Annotated in this window: 20 protein-coding genes and 1 pseudogene; 8 read left to right on the top strand and 13 right to left on the bottom strand. The window is 37.8% G+C overall.

Annotated elements, in window-relative coordinates; all coding sequences use genetic code 11:
* The first annotated feature begins 6 nt into the window (after positions 1-6).
* From L0G63_RS01805 to L0G63_RS01795, 3 genes are all read left to right on the top strand, one after another.
* Positions 7-1,833: a ThiF family adenylyltransferase gene (locus L0G63_RS01805; protein WP_301449125.1), complete on the top strand. Its 1,827-nt coding sequence runs from the start codon at positions 7-9 to the stop codon at positions 1,831-1,833.
* Positions 1,830-2,330: a Mov34/MPN/PAD-1 family protein gene (locus L0G63_RS01800; protein ID WP_301449124.1), complete on the top strand. Its 501-nt coding sequence runs from the start codon at positions 1,830-1,832 to the stop codon at positions 2,328-2,330. Before L0G63_RS01805 ends, L0G63_RS01800 begins: the two co-directional genes overlap by 4 nt.
* Positions 2,331-2,626: 296 nt before the next feature.
* Positions 2,627-3,808 (top strand): IS256 family transposase, encoded by a 1,182-nt coding sequence (locus tag L0G63_RS01795; RefSeq protein WP_301449123.1) that lies wholly within the window; start codon positions 2,627-2,629, stop codon positions 3,806-3,808.
* 308 nt (positions 3,809-4,116) lie between these two features.
* Here the strand turns inward: L0G63_RS01795 and L0G63_RS01790 are convergent, their stop codons facing one another.
* The 6 genes from L0G63_RS01790 to L0G63_RS01765 all read right to left on the bottom strand — a co-directional run bounded on the left by L0G63_RS01790 (position 4,117) and on the right by L0G63_RS01765 (position 8,331).
* Entirely contained in the window at positions 4,117-4,353 is a 237-nt protein-coding gene (locus L0G63_RS01790) for a hypothetical protein (protein WP_301449122.1), read from the bottom strand.
* A gap of 36 nt (positions 4,354-4,389) precedes the next feature.
* A complete protein-coding gene (locus L0G63_RS01785; protein WP_301449121.1) occupies positions 4,390-5,757 on the bottom strand; it encodes a hypothetical protein in 1,368 nt (455 codons plus the stop codon).
* Positions 5,758-5,922: 165 nt separating this feature from the next.
* Positions 5,923-7,290, bottom strand: coding sequence for an ATP-binding cassette domain-containing protein (locus tag L0G63_RS01780; RefSeq protein ID WP_301449120.1), 1,368 nt, complete (start codon positions 7,288-7,290; stop codon positions 5,923-5,925).
* Positions 7,291-7,295: 5 nt separating this feature from the next.
* On the bottom strand, positions 7,296-7,517 hold the full coding sequence (locus L0G63_RS01775) for a hypothetical protein (RefSeq protein WP_301449119.1): 222 nt from the start codon (positions 7,515-7,517) through the stop codon (positions 7,296-7,298).
* Positions 7,518-7,537: 20 nt separating this feature from the next.
* Positions 7,538-8,089 carry a hypothetical protein gene (locus L0G63_RS01770; protein ID WP_301449118.1) on the bottom strand — a complete coding sequence of 184 codons (552 nt, stop codon included), beginning with the start codon at positions 8,087-8,089 and terminating at the stop codon, positions 7,538-7,540.
* Complete coding sequence (locus L0G63_RS01765) at positions 8,089-8,331, bottom strand: hypothetical protein (protein WP_301449117.1); 243 nt, start codon at positions 8,329-8,331, stop codon at positions 8,089-8,091. The genes L0G63_RS01770 and L0G63_RS01765 overlap by 1 nt, the downstream gene beginning before the upstream one ends.
* Before the next feature lie 491 nt (positions 8,332-8,822).
* On the opposite strand from L0G63_RS01765, the gene L0G63_RS01760 reads away from it, so the two are divergent.
* From L0G63_RS01760 to L0G63_RS01750, 3 genes are read left to right on the top strand one after another with little or no spacing between them, the layout of a single operon-like run.
* Positions 8,823-9,128 carry a DUF4031 domain-containing protein gene (locus L0G63_RS01760; protein WP_079692940.1) on the top strand — a complete coding sequence of 102 codons (306 nt, stop codon included), beginning with the start codon at positions 8,823-8,825 and terminating at the stop codon, positions 9,126-9,128.
* A 13-nt stretch (positions 9,129-9,141) separates the two neighbouring features.
* Positions 9,142-10,140 carry a thymidylate synthase gene (locus tag L0G63_RS01755; protein ID WP_301449116.1) on the top strand — a complete coding sequence of 333 codons (999 nt, stop codon included), beginning with the start codon at positions 9,142-9,144 and terminating at the stop codon, positions 10,138-10,140.
* A 7-nt stretch (positions 10,141-10,147) separates the two neighbouring features.
* Positions 10,148-11,032, top strand: a complete 885-nt coding sequence (locus L0G63_RS01750; protein WP_301449115.1) for a hypothetical protein — start codon at positions 10,148-10,150, stop codon at positions 11,030-11,032.
* Positions 11,033-11,084: 52 nt separating this feature from the next.
* Here the strand turns inward: L0G63_RS01750 and L0G63_RS01745 are convergent, their stop codons facing one another.
* Together L0G63_RS01745 and L0G63_RS01740 are read right to left on the bottom strand one after the other, a co-directional pair.
* A complete protein-coding gene (locus L0G63_RS01745; protein WP_301449114.1) occupies positions 11,085-12,209 on the bottom strand; it encodes a hypothetical protein in 1,125 nt (374 codons plus the stop codon).
* Positions 12,187-12,522, bottom strand: coding sequence for a hypothetical protein (locus L0G63_RS01740; protein ID WP_301449113.1), 336 nt, complete (start codon positions 12,520-12,522; stop codon positions 12,187-12,189). Before L0G63_RS01740 ends, L0G63_RS01745 begins: the two co-directional genes overlap by 23 nt.
* A 23-nt stretch (positions 12,523-12,545) precedes the next feature.
* Here L0G63_RS01740 and L0G63_RS01735 point away from each other — a divergent pair, with 23 nt between their 5' ends.
* Positions 12,546-12,932 carry a (deoxy)nucleoside triphosphate pyrophosphohydrolase gene (locus tag L0G63_RS01735; protein ID WP_079692945.1) on the top strand — a complete coding sequence of 129 codons (387 nt, stop codon included), beginning with the start codon at positions 12,546-12,548 and terminating at the stop codon, positions 12,930-12,932.
* Between the two features lie 64 nt (positions 12,933-12,996).
* Here L0G63_RS01735 and L0G63_RS01730 read toward each other — a convergent pair whose 3' ends face one another.
* A complete protein-coding gene (locus tag L0G63_RS01730; RefSeq protein WP_301449112.1) occupies positions 12,997-14,892 on the bottom strand; it encodes a hypothetical protein in 1,896 nt (631 codons plus the stop codon).
* A gap of 76 nt (positions 14,893-14,968) precedes the next feature.
* Positions 14,969-16,108: pseudogene (locus L0G63_RS01725) on the bottom strand (YifB family Mg chelatase-like AAA ATPase); the annotation flags it as partial.
* Positions 16,109-16,405: 297 nt separating this feature from the next.
* Between L0G63_RS01725 and hemN the strand changes: the two are divergent.
* The gene (gene hemN / locus L0G63_RS01720) at positions 16,406-17,977 is read left to right on the top strand and encodes an oxygen-independent coproporphyrinogen III oxidase (RefSeq protein WP_301449111.1); all 1,572 of its coding nucleotides are present in this window, start codon (positions 16,406-16,408) and stop codon (positions 17,975-17,977) included.
* 77 nt (positions 17,978-18,054) lie between these two features.
* On the opposite strand, the gene L0G63_RS01715 is transcribed toward hemN, so the two are convergent.
* From L0G63_RS01715 to L0G63_RS01705, 3 genes are all read right to left on the bottom strand, one after another.
* Positions 18,055-18,936: an SPFH domain-containing protein gene (locus tag L0G63_RS01715; RefSeq protein ID WP_301449110.1), complete on the bottom strand. Its 882-nt coding sequence runs from the start codon at positions 18,934-18,936 to the stop codon at positions 18,055-18,057.
* A 90-nt stretch (positions 18,937-19,026) separates the two neighbouring features.
* Positions 19,027-19,623, bottom strand: a complete 597-nt coding sequence (locus L0G63_RS01710) for an NfeD family protein (RefSeq protein WP_367618349.1) — start codon at positions 19,621-19,623, stop codon at positions 19,027-19,029.
* Positions 19,624-19,816: 193 nt separating this feature from the next.
* Positions 19,817-20,368, bottom strand: a complete 552-nt coding sequence (locus L0G63_RS01705; RefSeq protein WP_301449109.1) for a porin family protein — start codon at positions 20,366-20,368, stop codon at positions 19,817-19,819.
* Positions 20,369-20,576: the final 208 nt, after the last annotated feature.

Raw genomic sequence — 20,576 nt, 5'->3', positions numbered from 1 at the left:
AGATTTATGAATCGTACTGATGTAATAATAGGTATTAGTAGTCGCTACCCTAACTGGACGTTTTCACGTAGAGCGCAGCCTTCATTGTATTTAAGAGGGCAAAATGAAGTAGTATCTAATCGAGCTTATCTCGATACATGGATTATACGTTTAAATATAAGTAGAAAATACCAGATAGAGCTACTAATACAGGTGTCCGATTGGGATTTTATAGAGTTGCCTTCTGTATATGTAAGGTCTATACCAGAAAGCGCTATCGAAAATCTTCTACCTTCACCTCACCTATTTCTTAAACGATGGGTGCTTGATGATAAGGTCTATTATTACCTGTGCTACGCATTGGTCAATACGATATCATTTGATACTTACGATAAATTATCTGTTGTCGAATATTGTTTCAATCAATCTAAAAACATAGTTACTAAACTGCTAACTGATCAGCATTATCGATCCAAAGATACAATGCAAGAAATCGTTTTTTTATGGCAACAAATAGCAACTCGTAATAGTGAAAATCATCAATATCATTTAAATAATACTACTGATATTGATGCTAATCCAAAATATTCAAAACACTACAGCTCTATTCTTTCTATAGTTAATGATACATCAGGCTACCATAATTTTGCAGTCTTAAACTTAAAAGAGCGTTCGAACACTCTATGTCATGTGATTAATTTAGGCAGCTCTTATCAGCCTCATTTCATTCCACGCCAATTTATAGATGAAAGCTCATTGAATGGAATCCCTTTTAAAACATTTAGCAACTGGTTGAAGAAGATTTCTTTGAGCGCCTATTCTCAACTTGAATCAGCTATCTTTGGATACGTTAATCATATCAAAGATATAGACATATCTGAGAAAGAATCCAACTATGATTTTACAGGATGCTTAATTATAGATAGTGAAACACTTAGCTTTAGAATTGACCTATCTTTATTAAACAAGGCTTATCAATACAAAGGAGACTTACATCTCTCAAAAAATTATCGACAAAAGATATTGAGTCAAAGTAAGATTTTTCTGCTAAGTTCTTTTAATTATACACCTCATCACATTTTTGAAAGGAATATCAAAAAGTTGGAACAGCCTAGTTTGATCGACAAGAAGGTATTAATAATTGGTTGCGGTGCTATCGGTGGTTATATCGCGTTAGCGTTAGCCCGTTTAGGTGCTGGGGCTAATAATGGAAAGTTGATCTTAATTGATAATGATAAATTATCTTCATTAAACTTAGGAAGGCACGTTCTAGGTAAAAACTATTTGTATCAAAACAAGGCTACTGTTCTAAAAAAAGAGATTGAGAATCAATTACCTAATATGAATATTGAAGCTTATCCCAGCTCTATTTTAAATAAGATGGGTCTTATGGCAGATGTGGATTTAATAATTGATGCTACGGCAAGTTCTGCTGTGTCTCAACGTATCAATGAAAATTACGATCAATCAGAAAAGATAACTGCACCTATTATCCATGCTTGGATTAGAAATAATGGTGAATGTGTCCAGTCTTTATTTTACGATAAGATGGTCGCAAGTGCCTGTCGCTCTTGTATTAATAAGAATGGACATCATATTCGAGCCGAATACGACGCACTAGAAGGAGGCGTAGAACCTATTACTGCTATTAGAGCCTGTACTGACTTTACACCCTATGCCGTTTCATCAAGTATGTCTACTGCCTCTTTAGTAACTGATATGGTATTAGACTGGTTGAAAGGAGAGGTAAGCCCACGTTATAGAACACGGTATAGTGAAAAGTGGCACGGGAAGAAACTACAAAGTGCTGACTTTTTACCACATGAGGACTGTCATGTATGTGCCAGACCATGATTAACAATACTTGGTTTTTTAAAAATGAATGTCCGATCCGTATGGTCAGCTTTGAAGTTCATGTCCTAGAAATAATAGATAGGTTTAGACAAAGGAAATATTATTCACAGCTAGAAAGCTGTGGCATTTTAATGGGTGAAAAACGGGGATTGCATGGCGAGGACATTCACGTTATGCACCTGTCTACACCGAAGATAACTGATTTTAGAACGCCCGTTTACTATAAAAGAGGCGTACATGGTCATCAAGAGCATTTAAATCAATTGCATGATTCTAGTCAAGGTCGTATTCAGTATTTAGGAGAGTGGCATACGCATCCACAAAAGAACGCTAAACCTTCTTCTACAGACTATAGAGAATGGAGTAAAACGTGCAAATACTTCAAAGAACAACCTGTATTATTTTTTATTGCAGGGGTGCATGAGGATTGGCTTGGTATCCAAAAAAATGAAGTATTGCATTTACCTACCTATTTTGTAAATAGAGGATCTTATTAGCTGGTTTTTCAGACAATAGCAATAAAAAACTATTCTAAAAAAGATGTTGACATATACGCCGTTAAACCGATTATTAGTAATGAATACATCAATCGACTAGTTAAAAAGAAGCTAGATGCTGTGTTAAATATAAGGCGTTTACATAACAAAACTTATAGAAATGACGCTGTCAAACTACTTCAAAGATTAATAAGCTATTAATGAAAGTGGTATAATTTTGCATATAATTTAAGTTGTAGAGAGCCTTTCCCAAACTTTGTGTAACTGCTTATAATCCACTAACAGGAGAATAAGCAATGACTACTCAATCTGACATCAAGAAACTGGCTGAGCAAATGGCCAGCAGCATGAAAAGCTTCGATGACATCAAAGACTTTCAAAAGCAGCTCATGCAGTCCTTCATCGACACTGCCTTAGAAGCAGAAATGGAAGAGCATCTCGGCTACCCCAAGCATGAAAAGGCAGACAGGCCTAATAAGCGCAATGGGCACACTAAAAAGAGAGTCCGTAGCGACACAGGCGAGCTTGAGATCTCCACCCCAAGAGACCGCGACAGTAGCTTTGAGCCTGTACTTGTCAGTAAGCATCAAACCCGTATTAGTGGCCTTGATGATAAAATCATATTCCTTTACGCCAAGGGTCAAACCACCACTGAGATCGTAGAGAGCATTAAAGAGCTCTACGATGTCGACATCTCAAGCTCTCTTGTCTCAAGAGTCACCGATAACATATTAGAGGACATCACCGCTTGGCAGAACAGGCCGCTGAGCAGTGTTTATCCTATCGTCTATTTGGACTGCATCGTCGTGAAGATACGTCAAAACAAGCAGATCATCAACAAAGCCATTTACTTAGCCCTAGGCGTCAATCTTAGCGGTAAAAAAGAGCTGCTTGGTATGTGGCTATCAGAGAATGAAGGCGCTAAGTTCTGGCTGGGTGTTCTCACTGAACTACAAAACCGCGGGGTGCAAGATATCCTGATTGCCTGTGTTGATGGTTTAAAAGGCTTTCCTGATGCCATCAATACCGTTTACCCCAACACTCAGGTTCAGCTGTGTATCGTGCATATGGTGCGTTACTCAATGAAGTTTGTGCCGTGGACGGATAAGAAGGCCGTAGCGGCTGATTTAAAGGCAATTTATGGTGCTGATACGCTTGAGATAGCAGAGGCCAACCTTGAGCACTTTGATGAGACTTGGGGCACAGAGTACCCACATGTCATCAAGTCTTGGCGTAATAACTGGGAGGGCTTAACGGTGTTCTTTGAGTATCCGAAAGATATCAGAAAAGTGATTTATACCACCAATGCTATTGAGTCTTTAAACAGCGTGATTCGGACAGCGGTGAATAAACGTAAGGTGTTCCCGTCTGATCAGGCAGCATTCAAGGTAGTCTACCTAGCAACTCAGCAGGCGTCTAAAAAGTGGTCGATGCCAATCGCTTCTTGTACTAAAAGTTCTTTAAACTCAGCACTGTAAGTTCTACGTTTGGGTTTGTTAGGTGGTTGTGTTGTCATGTTAGTGTCCACGATTATTAATCGTGGACACTATCTCGCATTTTTTAAGTGAGGAAAAGATGGGATGGTCGGATGCTTACGTAATACCGCCATTGATAGTGATAAAGACTGTATCCCTTGTGAAGCGTTATGTTCAAATTAAAATATTTGCAGTCAACCCGTTGAACACTCTACGATTCTGATCAGCCTACTTACCACTATCTTTTTGCTAAAAAAAACCAGAAACTCTAGTTTCTGGTTTTTACATTGTCACTGATTATTTGCAAACTTTTAAGCCTCAACTTTCTCTTCGCTGAGGAGCCCTTTATTTATTAAACTTTGTTTAAATCTAGCTGATGCTTTACTAGCTATATGGTCTGAAATACGCTCACGATTTTTATAAATATCACTGTACATCTCTTCTTCAGTTAATTTATCTTTTCCAAGAAGAAATACATCTTTATTCTTTCTTACCGTGCTGTAAGTGTTACTATCAAACGCAAATGGAAATTCAGTTTTGTTTAACATGGTATATCTCCTTATTGGAATAATTGCAGCAACTCACTAATCAAAGTAATTTTGAAAGAAATGTTGATTGAGCTTATCTTCAAAATAATGTTTTCGCTTTTTCCAAATAAAGCCATCGCCTTTACTAATAATTGCTACATCAATCGCACCACCAACACTTTCCAATGAGGACGTAGTTCGTCTTTTCAGAAATGTTAGATAGATCAAACTCTCTGCAAGTTCCGCTAAATCTTCCTTAGATAGAAATCTTAAAGCTTGTAAAGTTGGTTGTATATGGGAGTTATGTAGAACAGATTCTATATTATTTTGCATCGATACCATAATACTTTCTTTAAACTCTTGCTTTAAAGTTTCTAGAAGCCCCTCATCAACTTCTCCCTCTGTATTCGCAATAATTGTATCGTTATAAGTATCTAAAGTACTCGATAGTGACTTATATAATGAATCATTGACAACATTATACACCTCAGGGTTCATGCCTCGAATAAAAGTATTCATTACATCAGTCTGTGCAAACGGAACAAGGTCGCAGTGATGTTCATCACTAATTGAGATATCACCAGTAACACTGTAACGAAGGTTCCCACTGACCACTCCATCCGTCTGGATAGAATATAGAGCTGGATATAATTGTTCATTACCGTAGCCTACAAAAACTAATCCTGTAAAGCCTAACAAAAAGCAATTAGATGATAAAATACTAATGAACAAATCAGCAATTTTTGCTCTTAATCCTTCAATATTATCTGAATGTAGTAGTAATGGAGTACTATTTATAAGTACATCATCAATAACTTCATAGATAAAATCCTCATTACTCTGCTTAAAACTTTTTAGATCTACCTCATCTAGACCTTCTATCTTATCTAAGGCATTGAAAATTAAGATATCTTGATCAACTATACTGTCTAGTATAGCTGCTACTTTTTTCACGCTGTCGATTTTCTCAGATGGTATATCTTCATACGAATCTAAATCTTGTAATACTAACAAAGTGTCATAATCACCCTGATCTAATAGTTGGTTTCCTACATCATTTATAATTTTATTGACTATGATCTGTAACTTCGTTGTAAGAAAAGCTTTTTCTTTTTTTCTAAAGTTCAATAATTCATTTTTTATAAGAAATTTCCTGAAATCATCGCTGTACTCTTTAACAGTTCTGAATGATCTTTTCTTTAAACTTTTTCTATACAACTTGATGATTAGCTCCCAAGGTGTATAAAGAAACTCTGCATTGTTAAAGATCATGATCGCAACTGGATGGTGTTTTGATAAAGTGAAGACTTTGTTAGCTGTATTAAAAACCTTGCTAGTTGATTTATCACCATTAGTAATTGTCGCAGCACTATCTGCGGCTAATGCCATACCTGTCTTATTTAAGATCGCTACAACTGCTGTCATATAATTCTCTTTGGTTTAAAAGCTCAAATACTCAAAATACAAACAAAACCTGATTTGCTTCATTTATCTGTTTTATAATCTATATATACGGCATTAAATATATATCAATCAATGGCTTAATATACTAAGCATACACTTTCCCCTATTAATATTTATATCTCAAAACTATTTTTTTAATGTTAGATTATCCATATCACCTATAGCTTCTATAAAACTCTGATCATGAGATACCAAGATAATTGCACCTGTATAGTCGTGTAATGCTTGCTGGAGCAAGTTTTTTGATTCTATATCTAAATGGTTGTCAGGTTCATCTAGTAGCAGTAAGGCTGGAGCAGTAGGACCACAAAACAAGCATGCAAGGGCTACTTTTAATTGTTCGCCACCGCTTAATGTATTGACTGGCTTGATTGCAGCATCTCCCTTAATTCTCAGTTGCGCCAATCGAGTTCGATATAAATCTTCTGTCCAACCAGACGCCTGCTGACGAAAATTATCTAATGCGGACAGATCTTTATCGAGAAAAGAAAAATGCTGATCCATAAGGCGATAGGACTGAGTAACTGCTATTTCACCTCGCAACGCTTCAAGCTGACCTGATATTACTTTTAGTAAAGTGGATTTGCCACTACCATTCTTACCAGTAATGGCAATGCGTTCGCCCTTATTCACGATCAAACTCAATGTAGTTGCCATGCCAAAAGGTAAGACAACATCAGATAGATGCAGCAGTGGATTACTGGTAACTTCGGGAGTAGCCGTTACGATGGCAAGCGGTTCTATAATCTCTAATTGTGCCTTAGCACTAGCTGCTTGTCCGCTAGCATTTTGTATTCGATCATCGTGTAGCTTCGCTTTACGTGATTGAGTAGCCTCTGAGCGCCCTAACTCACGATCTAGAATAATTTTACTTTGATTGCTATCTTTACGTTTATTTTTACCGCGACTTTGGCGCTGTTCGGTCTTCTCTTGAGCAACCTGCTGTTCTCGCTTGGCTTGCTGTAGTTCTTTTTTTGCCTGATCAGCACTTCTTTGCGCACCTAAAAGTAGCTGTTCTTGACTCTCTAGCCAATCATGCCAACCACCACGACTTATTGAAATCCCCATACTCGTTAATTCATAAACGATCTGTACTTGTTCTAATAAAATGGGATCATGTGACACTAATAAAACACCGCCATTAAAACTCTCTAGCCATTGAGCTAACCACACGCGACCATCCTGATCTAAATGGTTGCTAGGCTCATCAAGTATTAAAAACTTACATCCTTGCCTTTTTAATGCTAACAGTTTTAAACGTGTCTGCTCACCACCGCTAAGTGACTTAAATGGACGCTTAAGAACATCTAGTGATAGCTCACCTTCTGCCAATAAGGCGTCTGTTTCAGCTTCCCAATTCCACTTACCGTCCATAAAACTAAAATCTTCCGGTGTACCTTCACCATTGAGAATACGTGAGCTTACTCGTTGTATCTCACTAACACCTAAAACATCACCTGCGGTTCCTACTATTTCAGTTTCTCCCTGAGCCAAGTAGCCTATTTTGCAAAAGCGTTGTACAACACCTTCACTAGGCTGCAACCTATACTAGGCTGCAACCTATCTGCTAGTATTGCTGCTAAACAGGATTTTCCTACTCCGTTTCTGCCAATTAACGCATGTAACTCATTAGTCAAAAAAATATCAATTTCTGAAAATAAAGGCAATGATGATTCAGGAAAAACTAAACTTAACTGTCTTGCTTCTATTAGGTTTTGCATAAACCCTCTTTTAAAACGTATTACATTAGCCAAATAAATACAATCCAAGCTCCAATAGATGCTAAAAAGCAAAGTAGACTAGCTCTTTTACAATATGAGAATATGCGAAAGTTGCTAGAAGGAATAATGGACTCGTACCTATTAGCTCCTTCTAAAAGTAAGTATAAACGTTGAATACTTAGTTTATCAGCTAAATCTCTTTCACTTCTTATATCGGCATACAAATAAACAGCTCCAAAGATAATACCCAAGGCATTAGCGATAATGGCTCCTTTAAATAGAAATAACTGATTACTCTGTATGAACAGCAGGGAACTGTCAAGTGCTGGGGACATTCTAGTAATTTGAGACACTATGACTGAGAATACTCCAGAAGCGATAACAATAAGCCACTTCATCCATTCATAATCTTTTTCATTAGCAGTATTGTGCTTCTTTGCAAGCGCTCGGCCTATTTCGTCTAGTGTAGGTTTCAAAGCTTCATGACGATTATAAAAATCTACCGTGATTCCCTCTTTATCTAGTTTGTTATTGAACCTCCTTTGAAGAGCCTTCAACTCTCGCTTACTCATCAGCTCGTTACTCGCTTAATTGTCCAATGCAAAACTAATACCCCTAATAGAAGTAGGTAGCCAAACAACCAGTCTCCTTGTAATGTATCAATAACAACTAAAGGCGCTTGATTAATACCAACACTACCAGTTGTATTAGAAATATGGTTTTCAGCAATAAAGCTCAACGCAAAGTATCCGATTAAGGCAAAAAAAGTAAATATTATTGATAATTTTAAGAATTTTTCGTCGATTTTACGCATAGCTTACTTTTCCGTAATTAGCTTTTCTTTGAACATTAGTATGAACCCAAAGCTAAATATGAGACAGCCTAGACCAGCTACCAGTTGCTCTGACACAGTTGTTTGATGCTCCCAGTCATACGCTATGATGATTATCAGGATAGATATAATCCAAGATATAGTCGCAACTAAAGCAAATAATATTCTATTACTTGGCAGAAAGTTAGTAGACTGTAACCATTTAGGTTTCAAACACAGCCAGAAAGCCACAAGTGGGATTGCCAGCATGGGGAATACTAGGAAAACAGCTATATAATTGTTCATTCTAATCTTATAAGTTGTTAGAGTACTTTTATAGTTTATGAAATCCCACATGCAGCATGGGTCAACCCATTACCACAGAAAAACTTAATTTCAGTACCTTTTCCTATTTTAGTGACATAATAATTAAAGTACTATAGTCTAGTTATTTTTTAAAGTATATTCTAACCTTATTTGACAGGAGCAAACTCATGGCTGTCTACGTAGATTTTGCAAATATAAGTTTTAGGCAAGATAAGTGGTGTCACTTGCTGGCCGACAGTCTTGATGAGCTGCATGACTTTGCTTTGCTTATTAATGTAGACAAACGATGGTTTCATAAAAATGCCAGTTATCCTCATTATGATATTACTGTCAGAACCAGAGAAATAGCTATCAGTAGAGGAGCTTTACCATCAAATAGAAAAAAAATAATTGAATGTGCAAAAAAGTTAAAAGCTGAGCTTGAATACAATCGCTCTTTAACCCTGAATACGAATCAAATGAGCTTATTTTAAGTAAGGTGTTAAGATGATTATTAAAGAAGATTCGTTGGATGATCTATTGAACTCAACTTTCTCTCAAATCGTAAATTGCGGAGATGAGGTAGAGTCTTCAAAAGGGGGAAACAATGAAATTAGAAATGTTCAACTTATTTTAACTAACCCCAGAGCAAGACTAAGTATCTCAGAATCTAGAAGCAAACTGATCAGCTGTATAGGCGAGTTTTTTTGGTACGTGAACGGAAGTGATAGTATTGAGTTCATAGAGTATTACATATCAAACTACCGAGATTTTATCGACTATAAACAAGGTGAAAACGCCCCTGTTTTGGGTGCGTATGGTTCTAGAATGTTTGGTATAAAGAATCAATTTAAAGCGATTAAAGATCTTCTCAAACGAAAGCCTGAAACACGAAGAGCTGTAATATCGATATATGATAAAGAAGATCTTTTTAGGGACGACTCTAGAGACATTCCTTGTACCTGTTCATTACAGTTCTTCGTCAGAGATAATGCTCTCCACTTGACTACAATAATGAGATCTAATGATGCTACTAAGGGCCTAATACATGACTTATTTAGTTTTACCCTTATCCAAGAACTCATGTGGGCAGAGTTAGCGAAGGATAATGAAGCGTTAGAATTAGGCATCTATACACACTTCGTTGGCAGTCTACATATCTATCATGAGGATAAAACTACAGTTGATAATTTTTTACATATTGAAGGATGGCAAAACAAAGCTACGATGGAACCCATAAACCCTTCTTATTTAGAGAATGATTTTAATACCATTAAAGAATTAGAAGAAAAGCTGAGAACAAAGTCTTTACAGGACGACTTTGATATCCACAGCATTAAAGATATATTTTGGCAAGAGATAGCTATAATTCTATTGTCTTATTCATACGCTAAGCAAGGTAGACAAAGCGAATTAAAAGAGCTTAGAGATTTATGTAGAAGTGACCCTATACTCTATTTTCTAGATAAAAAAATTAATGAAATTAACAGAAAAAATTTTAAGTAGGGCGTTTATGAAATATCAAGAAAGAATCGATTATTCAGTCATATTAGCTAATGACATTACCGAATACCTTACAAACGAAGGGCTTTCTTGCGGGCTTTCTAGAATTTCATATGAGGTTTTAGCTATGCAAATTATCGAAAGCATGAAGCGGGTTAAATACTTCAATGCTGTTTCAAACAGAGATATTGATACCCGAAGGTTAGACCCTCAAGACACCATTTTTGACCCAGTAAGAGCAATTTTATACCTAAAAGACAGAAATTATGATGAAGCATGTTGGTTGACTTTTTTGTTAGTCTATACAGCAGAGAATTACCAATCAAATTGGAATTTCTTGAGGCAACTATACTCAGGTGTAGATGAAAAATTGACGTGGGAAGTTGCTAGTAATAATACTCAAATACTTCCTAGGTTAGCAGATAATCTTATCAACTCACAAAACAAACCAAAATTTGGTAATCATGCGAAGTTTAAGACTTTAAGAGATATACCTAGAGTGCTTGAAGATTACATAAACTTTGTTAAAGTTAATGGTGGTCATTATAACCTGTTCATAAATAACAGTTTAGAAGATCCTAAAGAACATTTTAGAATTCTTTTCCCAGTAATTCGACGCAATATACATAGCTTTGGGCGATTATCGACATTTGACTATTTGTCTATGCTATCTAAGACTGATTTGGTTAACGTTGAAGCTGATAGCTGCCATATCGTTGGGTCAACTGGTCCTAAAGACGGGGCTAAACTTATCTTTGGTAGTTTCTCAGATAAGCAATTAGATAGCTACGCTATGGGTCTAGCAGATCACCTCGAAATTGGCTATCAAGAGATGGAAGACGCATTATGCAACTGGCAAAAATCACCTAATGTATTTTATACTTATAAAGGGTAGTCAATTTAAACCCTACCCTTTATCACCTGTTATTTACATAATATGCCAAGGTTTAGCTAAGTACCTCTGGTATAGAGGAGTTATCGAATATAGGCCTATGTCTATCATTAAAATACCTGTAATCTATTTTTTGAGAAGATTTCAATACTCCTATAAGTAGGCTTGGTGACAGATTAACTTCGTTAGCGACCCTACACAAATTTGCAAAGCTAGAACGTTTGTCTCTACGTACTAATTTAAAATCAACTTTTTGTTCAATCTCTTTTAAGGTGAAAGGGTAGATTAACTGTGAAACCATAAATTCATCAGCTTCCTTTTCGCACTCATCATGCTGTTCATTATCTTTAGGTTCACCAAAATCGTAATGTGTCATTTCATCTTGGTGTAAAATTAGATGTGCAGCCTCATGAAAAAAAGTCTGCCAAAAGAGGTGGTCTTGATTGTATTTGTTAGTAATAACAATCATTCCTTTGCCCTCTATGAACTTTGATACGCCCCTTATAGGGCATTTATCCAAAGTGCTTAAGAACACTACGGCTACACCGCATTCAATACAAATTTCTAGTAAATCTTTCTTAAAATTCCTTAACCCTCTTTTTCTAGATAAGGTTTTAATTTCTTGTAATTTTTCTATAAAAAGAGACTTATTGAAATCGTTTAGGATATGTTGCTTCTTAAACTCTAACTCTGCCATACGCATAAATGCTGCAATGTTCAATGTTGAAAATTCATAGCTTCCAATTTTTTTATACCTTGATCCTAAGAAATTCTTGTATATACTTTCTTCGTTTAATGGACTCAAGTCTGAAATACCAAAAAAACTTTTTAAGTTCAATTGATCAAGGTATTTATAATCTGAACTTGGTAACCACGATCTTTTTTTCATCTCTTGAACAAGTGTATAGTAATCTTCAAAATTGCTATCGATATTGCTCTCTTGAAATCTTCTAATACTCTTCTCATAGTTGTTTTGTATATTTAACCAAAAATCTTCACTCCCACCTATAAGTCGAGCTAGGTAAATAGCTGTATCGGAATCGATATCTATCTGTTGATTGTTTAGCTTCTTAAGAAAACTGCCACTCAGACAAGATGGGTCAACATTACTTCCTTCCAGAAATTTTAGTATGGTTTGAGAAGGGTGGTAAACCCAATTAGGCTGAAAATCGTGTATCATTGCTATTTTCTCCTATGTATTTGAGTTTTAGTCTACTAACTGTTTCCCAGTCGTAACTTGCACTTTTACCCAAGTGTGACTTATTGGCTATAGAAAATTGAGCTACAATATCACTAGTCAAATTGACTTGCAAAGTATCTTTTTCAAAATAGAAGTCATTTTGAGTAGGTATATCTTGTAGAGTGTCCCCTGCTGCTAAGGTCGTCAAGATAAACTTTAGCTTTTCTCTAGCTTCTTCTGTAAGCTGATAGAAACTAAGAAAGTCGTCTATTGAGCTATCTCTTAGTTCTCTTGATTGATATGAAATGATCATCTTTTTTCCAGTAAGAGGCTGTTATGAGTGTGATTAGTGTTGTTGCCGCAGTAATAAAGCACGACGATAAATATCTATGCGCACAAAGGAAAAGAAGTAAGTTCGAATATCTATCGTATAAATTTGAATTTCCGGGTGGTAAAGTTGAGTCTAACGAGACTCACGAACAAGCACTCCACCGTGAGATATTAGAAGAGCTAGATGCACATATTGAAATAGTATCAATATTAAAAAAAATAGAACATCAGTACCCAGACTTTAAGGTTCATATCACTTTTTATAGATGCAGCATTTATGAAAAAGAATCTATAAAAAAAGTAGAACATAATAACCTATCGTGGCTTACAAAGCAGGAACTTCATGAGCTAGACTGGGCAGAAGCAGATATACCTATTATTAGGTTACTCTGAATATAATCGCGTTGTCGATAATAATACTAATTTTTATATTTGAATTGATTAGATTTTAAGTGTGTTATAAGTTATCTATACCGTTTCTGACCCAATTACTGTTAATCGAGTTAGGATGCTTAAACAAAGCTAACTTCCCATTGTAAAAGTTAGTAAATTCAGAGTTTAGAGTTCCGTTTAAACTTACAACTTTTGCTATCAATTCAACTAGCTTACCGTCCTTACTGAAAAAATCTTCATCATTGTCAGTTTTATAAGCGATGCCATTAAAACCTTTTACTCTTGTTCCATTGCTTTTTGAGTCATTTTTCTTCTTTAACTTTACTTCTCCAAACTCTAAAATATAATACTTATTTTCCGCAATTTGCAATTCTATGACTAAAACATACTCAGGCCAGTATAAATCATGAGCAGTAGAGTGTAACTTGGCTAAAGACATCACATAGAAATCGTCCTGCTCTTGAAGACCCTGACCAAAAGTAAACCAGCGTGCGGTTCCATGATTTTGTTTCGAGTACTCTTTAGCATGATTCCAAGTTTTATTAAAGCGAGATTGATCGTCTTCTTTTACATCAAAAAGTCCCTTGGCTAAACCTGTTGATCCTCTCCCAATTTTCTCTCCTACACCTAGTTCCTCTGGCATCTCTTCTTTTACAAAGCGTGTGCTATCATCAATAGGTTTAGAAATTATACCGTTTGTTAGTTTGTTGATTATGACTAGATCACCAATTCTCTCCAATCGTTCGAGTAATATTAAAGTCGTTAGATTATTTACAGGGTTGTGAGTAAAATCTAGATCTTCAATATTATCTGGTGGTATGTACTGCCTTACTGTCAAAAAATCTTGAATCTCTATAGATTCATCAGTGCTAAGTCGTCTTTTTGGTTGAAGAACAAGGTTAATAGGATCAAGTTTAGGTTCACTGATACCGATAATATTTGCGCATAATATTTTATCCCCGATAGGGATACCCTTAATATGTAAGGTCAAAGGTTGATACCAAAAATCAATTCGAACGTTTCTTTTTTTATTATCTTTAGCCTCTTGAATATTGTTGTGTATTTTCTCAACTTTTTTCCATACGTCTAAGTTATATTTTAACTGATGTAGAAATACTGCGTCTCTTTGAGTGAATTTTGGAGGTAATACAACATATTCATCAACTCCCTCGGCCTTCATTTTTTCTTCGATCTGTTTGTTTCTTGGAATCAGTTTTTTCTCTATAGTATCCAAATTATATCTACTAATAATACGTTTTATATCCATGGAATACCCATAATGGGTAATGAATAAAGATAAAGGGTGAACGATAATTTTATGTTCACCATCTTCAATATTTATTAATTGATTTTTATCATAGCCATTTATTTTTTCAAAGTATTTTGTACTATCGAATGGCATTTCATTTATTAGTTGGCTTCTTTTGATAGTTTCCTCAAATGTAGGATTTTCTTTAAGGTCTATTTCTGCTCCAACTCTCATATCAAAATATGCTTTTGAAAAAGAGTGAATATTATAATTATCTTCAACTTCAACTTCATAGGAATTAAGAACAAAGCGCTCTTCTGACTTACCATTTTTCCAAATACTACCGAAAGGTAATTTATGTATGTGGTTGATATGAATTCTTAACTTTAAATAGCTAGTAGCTTCTTCTCCATTTTCTTTTTTAATATACTTAGGCTCTGTTAAATTAGCGAATAAAACATCTACATAGGTAACTGTTCCGTTGCTGTTGGAGCTTGAGCTTGCATTAGTAGGTGCAATAAAATCCTTGTCATACCAAACGACCACATATTCAAAATTCTTATTAAAATGATTTATCGTATAATTACGGTCAGGTTCAGAATTAGCATCTGTATCATAATCAACCTGAGAATGAGGCTTTATGTAGTTACTAATGTCGAAGGAATTTTTATATTTTTCTCTAGGACTGTCTTTAGTAAAAAAATGGCTCATATAGTTCTCACATTTATCAATGATATTATTGTGCCATCAATTTAGATTTTTTGCCATTAATTTGGAACTATTACAACGGGCACGGATTCATAGCAGCGACTAATTGAAAGTTGGCTGGAAAGGTCATTTGAGAGTTAGCACGGCTAATAGTGATTTGTTTGGCTTCTAACGGCTGGCGTAATACTTCAAGCACGCTCCGATCAAATTCTGGTAACTCATCAAGGAATAACACCCCTTTATTAGCAAGCGTAATCTCGCCCGGTTTGGGCCGTGAACCGCCGCCAACCAACGCCACGGCTGATATGGTGTGATGCACTTGCCTAAAGGGACGTGTGCCGTAATCGTAATCACTGTCTGCTACTGAATACGTACTGGCTACCTCGAGCGCATCCTCATCACTGAGATCAGGCAATATCGTCGGCAAACGTGAGGCCATGAGCGTTTTGCCAGAACCCGGTGGCCCTGTAAACAATAACGAATGACCGCCAGCTGCTGCTATCTCTAGAGCGCGTCTGGCATGGTGCTGTCCTTTGACATCGGCTAAATCCACTTGATAGCCTACATGCTGCAGTGCTGGACTGGGTGTGACCACCTCCAAGCAGTCATAAGATCCGCTTGGATCCGCCAGTGACTGCAAGTGATTACAGACGGCCTTGAGGCTCTGTGCTGCCAATATCGTCACGCCATCCACACGGCTAGCCTCACGACCATTGTCAATCGGTACGATTAATTGTGGTGCGCTCTGTAAGGTAACATGTTGCTCATTTTTTACAGAGTCACTCGCCTTTGACAACGTTTTCGACAACGTTGATGCCAATCCTTCTGTCTTAATCGCGCGAGCGACAGCCAAGCTACCAGTTACCTGCCGCAGCTCACCGTTGAGTGCCAACTCGCCAATGAATTCAAACCCTGATAACATCTCCGGTTCCAACTGTCCGCTTGCCGCCAATATACCAATGGCTATCGGCAAGTCCAGACGCGCGCCATCTTTGGGTAAATCAGCGGGTGCTAAATTAATCGTTAGACGCCGATTAGGAAACTGAAAACCTGAATTAAGAATGGCAGAGCGTACTCTGTCTTTACTCTCGCGCACGGCCGCTTCAGGTAGACCAACGATGGTTAGTGCTGGTAACCCTTGCGATAAGTGAACTTCGATGATGACTTTAGGTGCATGCAAACCGACAACTGAGCGAGTATAGACTTGAGCAAACGACATCAGCGTTTCCTAATATTAGAGATTAATCGATGATAAAGTATTATTTATCAGCGTGCAAATGTCGTGTTTTATAAAAAATATAGGTAGGACATTAAAACAATCATCTCAAACCAAAGCCGACAATATTAATGCTAAAAACCATCACGATATACCATACTAAAAGTAGGGATTTGGTATAATAATGACCATATTTTAAGACAGTTGCTATAATAGCCAAGCTGTTACTGCAAACGTTATCATCTGGCAGCACAAAAAAGCGATGCTATAGCCACTATGGGTCAAAACGAGGAATACCGCATGACAGATTATTCAGCACAAACTAACCCGCAGCCCTACAATGATGCGGAAGCGCCGCCGTCGACCACGCGTCCTGTTATGCAACCAGACAACCCTTATGCCAGTACCCGCGGCAGTATCACTAATAAGCAGCTACCAGCATTTGATGAGGCCATCATCAATAAGTACAATCGTTCAGGACCACGTTATACCTCCTACCCAACTGCTCTAGAGTTTACGCCGATACCTGAAAATATTGGCATAAATGGTTTTGAGGCAGTTGGTCTTGAGACGAAAATCTTGCAGAATCGTGAGTCACGCGCGCCGTTGTCTTTATACTTTCACATTCCGTTTTGCCGTCACCTTTGCTATTACTGCGCCTGCAATAAGATTATTACCAAAAAAAATAGCGACTCTGGTGATTATCTGCAGTATTTAATGGCTGAGATTGCCCTTAAACGCCGCTTGCTGTCTGTACCAGAAGGTAGCGATAAGCCCTTGGTCAAGCAGCTGCATTTGGGCGGTGGTACGCCAACATTTTTGCGCGATGAAGAGATGGTTAAGCTGTGGGAGTTTTTGCAGACGCAGTTTGAGTTTTTGCCAGAAAATGAAGGCGACTACTCTATCGAAATCGACCCGCGTGAGCTGAGTGATAATACGCTCAAGGTATTACGCAACCTCGGTTTCAACCGTATCAGCTTAGGCGTGCAAGACTTAGATGAAACAGTACAAATCGCGGTCAATCGTGTGCACTCAGTAGAGCTTATTGAGAATGTATTAACAGAGGCGCGAGGGCTTGGTTTTCACTCCATCAATATCGATCTGATTTATGGTTTGCCGCATCAAACGCCTGACACGTTAGACAAAACGGTACAACGTATCATTGAGATGTCACCAGATCGTCTGTCTGTCTTTAACTATGCGCATCTACCTGAGCGTTTCAAAGCCCAACGTCAGATCAAAGATGAAGACCTACCTAGCCCAGCAGCTAAGCTCGCTATGCTCGGCAACACCGTCAACACGCTAACCGAAGCGGGCTATCAATATATCGGTATCGATCACTTTGCTAAGCCTGACGATGAGCTAGCGATTGCACAGCGCGAAGGAAAATTACATCGTAATTTTCAGGGCTACACCATCATGGGCGATTGTGATTTATTGGGCTTTGGTGTCTCATCCATCAGTCAAATTGCCAATAGCAATACGCGCTACATCTTGCAAAATGACACTAATCTACAGAACTACCAAGCTAAGATTGATATGGCGAAAATCAATCCTATGGTCATGCCTGCGGTGAAATATATTAAAACGTCCATCAAAGATCGCTTACGTGAATATGTCATCATGAACCTGCTCTGCCACGACTATCTTGATTTTAAAGATGTGAATCAAAAATTCGGTATCGATGCGATTACCTATTTTATTGATGAGATTCAACAGCTGGGCGAGATGCAAGCAGATAGACTGATTGATATGGATGCAGCAGGCATTCGTGTCTTACCTAGGGGCCGCTTGCTTGGTCGCAATGTCGCCATGGTATTTGATGAATATTTAGAAAAAAAACATAAAAACCGTTTCTCAAAAGTTATCTGATATAACGATTTGGCAGACAATTATTAGCCATTAAAAAGACCTCAAACGAGGTCTTTTTGCGATATTTTTTGAAATATTTACAGCTTTAATTTATCGCCTACCATCCCTTTAACAGTGCTCAAGATATCGGCTGGCAACACCACCATTTTTGAATTGTCAGACTCCGCCAGTTGACGAATAGACTTGATGTACTGCTCGCCAAGTAAGTAGACAATCGGCATCTCTTCATCACCCATCGCCGCTGTGATAAGACGAATTGATTCCTCTGAGCCTTTAGCCAGTACCACTTGCGCTTCGGCATCGCGGCGTGAGGCTTCCAGACGTCCATCTGCTTCCAAAATAGCAGCTTGTTTTTGACCATCAGCACGAGTAACGGTCGCTCGGCGTAGACGCTCTGCCGCTGCCTGCTCTTCCATAGAGGCTTGCATGGTTTGCGAGGGATTAATGTCTTGAATCTCTACGGTTTTAAGCGTAATACCCCAATCGGCGATGTCTTCTGAGATCGCCTGTTTGAGCAAGGCTTTAATCTCATCACGACTCGATAAGGCATTATCCAAATCCATCTCACCAATAATAGAGCGCAAGGAGGTTTGTACCAAATTGCGGATACCATGTTCATAATCTTCAATACCGTAGACCGCTTTGTCTGGACGCAAGATGTTGATATAAGCCACAGCATTAGCGATGATGACCACGTTATCACGGGTGATGACTTCTTGAGATGGGATATCTAGTACGATGTCCTTTGTGGTGACTTTATAAGCGACTCTATCCACAAAAGGAATGATGATACTAAAGCCAGGCTCTAGAGTTTGCTGATATTTACCCAGCCGTTGCACGACCCACTTGTACCCTTGCGGGACAATACAAACGCCTTTAAAAACGGTAAAAATCACCAATGCTGCCAATACCAGCATCACGATACCCACGCCATTTAAACTACTCAAGATACTACCCATGTGATTCTCCTTGATCCTTGCTTTATTTGCCAGCGACGTGATTTATGTCCTTTTTTTCTTAATTTAAAAATCTTTAGTACCTGATAACGTTTATTTGCTAGTACCTGTCTCTTTGAGATCGGGTTTGTGCAAACTTAGTCTAGCCGCTTTAGATTGTTTGGCAGGCACTTGACTGTTAATCGTTGGAGTAATGTTTGGCCGTATGGTTTTGGGTGCTTGGAGGCGCTGCGTGGGTGCAACCACCATCTCATCGCCGACCACCTTTATGACCACCACACGATCACCTGTCTCGACATTCACGCCTGCTGTGCGACATGGCCACTCATCTGCACCCCAAATAGGCACGTTAAAGCGCACTATACCTGAAATGCCTTTTTGCGGTTTGACCACGATCATGCCCGTCTCACCAATAATCAGATCACTACTCTGCCCCGCCTTTTTGCGGTTTATGGACAGCGGCTTGATGTATTTGACCCAAGCAAACATAAACAAAACCGATAGCGTAAGCCAGATCAGTACCTGAAATAATAATGGAACGGGGAGCAACCACGCTAAAGCGGCAACAATCACAGCCGCCGCGCCAAACCAAAGACTTGCAAAAGTTGGAATAAATATCTCAGCAATCATCAAAGAGAAGCCTAACACCAACCAATGCCAAGGTTCAATCATCCAGATAGTCTCAATCATCGCTGTCTACTCCTGTATCTGCCTACCTTCCAATGTAGCACAGTTTTTAAGATAATATTATCTTAAAAATCAATTACCTATTATTATTTATGGTGTGGTATTTTGATAAAACAAGCATAATGAATATTAAAACTAGCACAAAAAAAACGACCACTTAGAGTGATCGCTTTTAGTCATCCACACAAATCAAAGCTTAGAATTTGTAATGTGCACCAAGAGTTAATAGCGTAAGGTCTTCAGCAACATAGTCATATTCAGCTTCAACACTCATATTAGGATTGAAGTTATAACCCAAGCCAATACCGCCAGCTACACCACTGTCGCTATCGCTGTCACTTCCAGAGTTTCCAAGAAAGTCCTCAGCAGAAACTTCAATCTCAGCTTTAGCAAAGCCTAGTTTACCTTTTGCATATAAGCCAGTATTTGGGAATGCATAACGGTAAGTACCATAAGCACCATAAGTTTTTAGATCAAATTCAGCGTCAATGCCACTGTTACCTGTATCAACATCAGCGTCATTAGAACCTACATACTCAATCTCAGCACCAAAGTTAGGATCGAAGTTATAACCAGCATAAACGCCATATGCGGTTGGATCATCTAAATCATCAGCATCTACCATGAATTGACCAGCTTTAATACCAACGTATGATTGGCCAGCACCATAAGAAATGGCTGCTTGTGCGCTCATGGTCATTACTGAGCCTGCGATTACTGCAAGTAACGTTTTTTGTAGATTTTTCATAAAGTATTTTCAACCTTGGATTAAATAAACAAATAATTTGTTTAATATCAAATACTACTCAACTATTTTCTACTTGTTATTAGTAGTGGCGGTATCATACCAAATTATTTGTCAAAGTAAACATGTGTTGCAAAAATATTTTACAAGCATAAAAAAACGACCATATAAAATGGTCGTTTCTTCGTTTTTGACTATAGGTACAAGTACG

The organism is Psychrobacter sp., from assembly GCF_030454045.1.
GTDB lineage: Bacteria > Pseudomonadota > Gammaproteobacteria > Pseudomonadales > Moraxellaceae > Psychrobacter.
The sequence above is the reverse complement of the archived record's forward strand: the minus strand, read 5'-3'. Positions and strand labels throughout refer to the sequence as shown.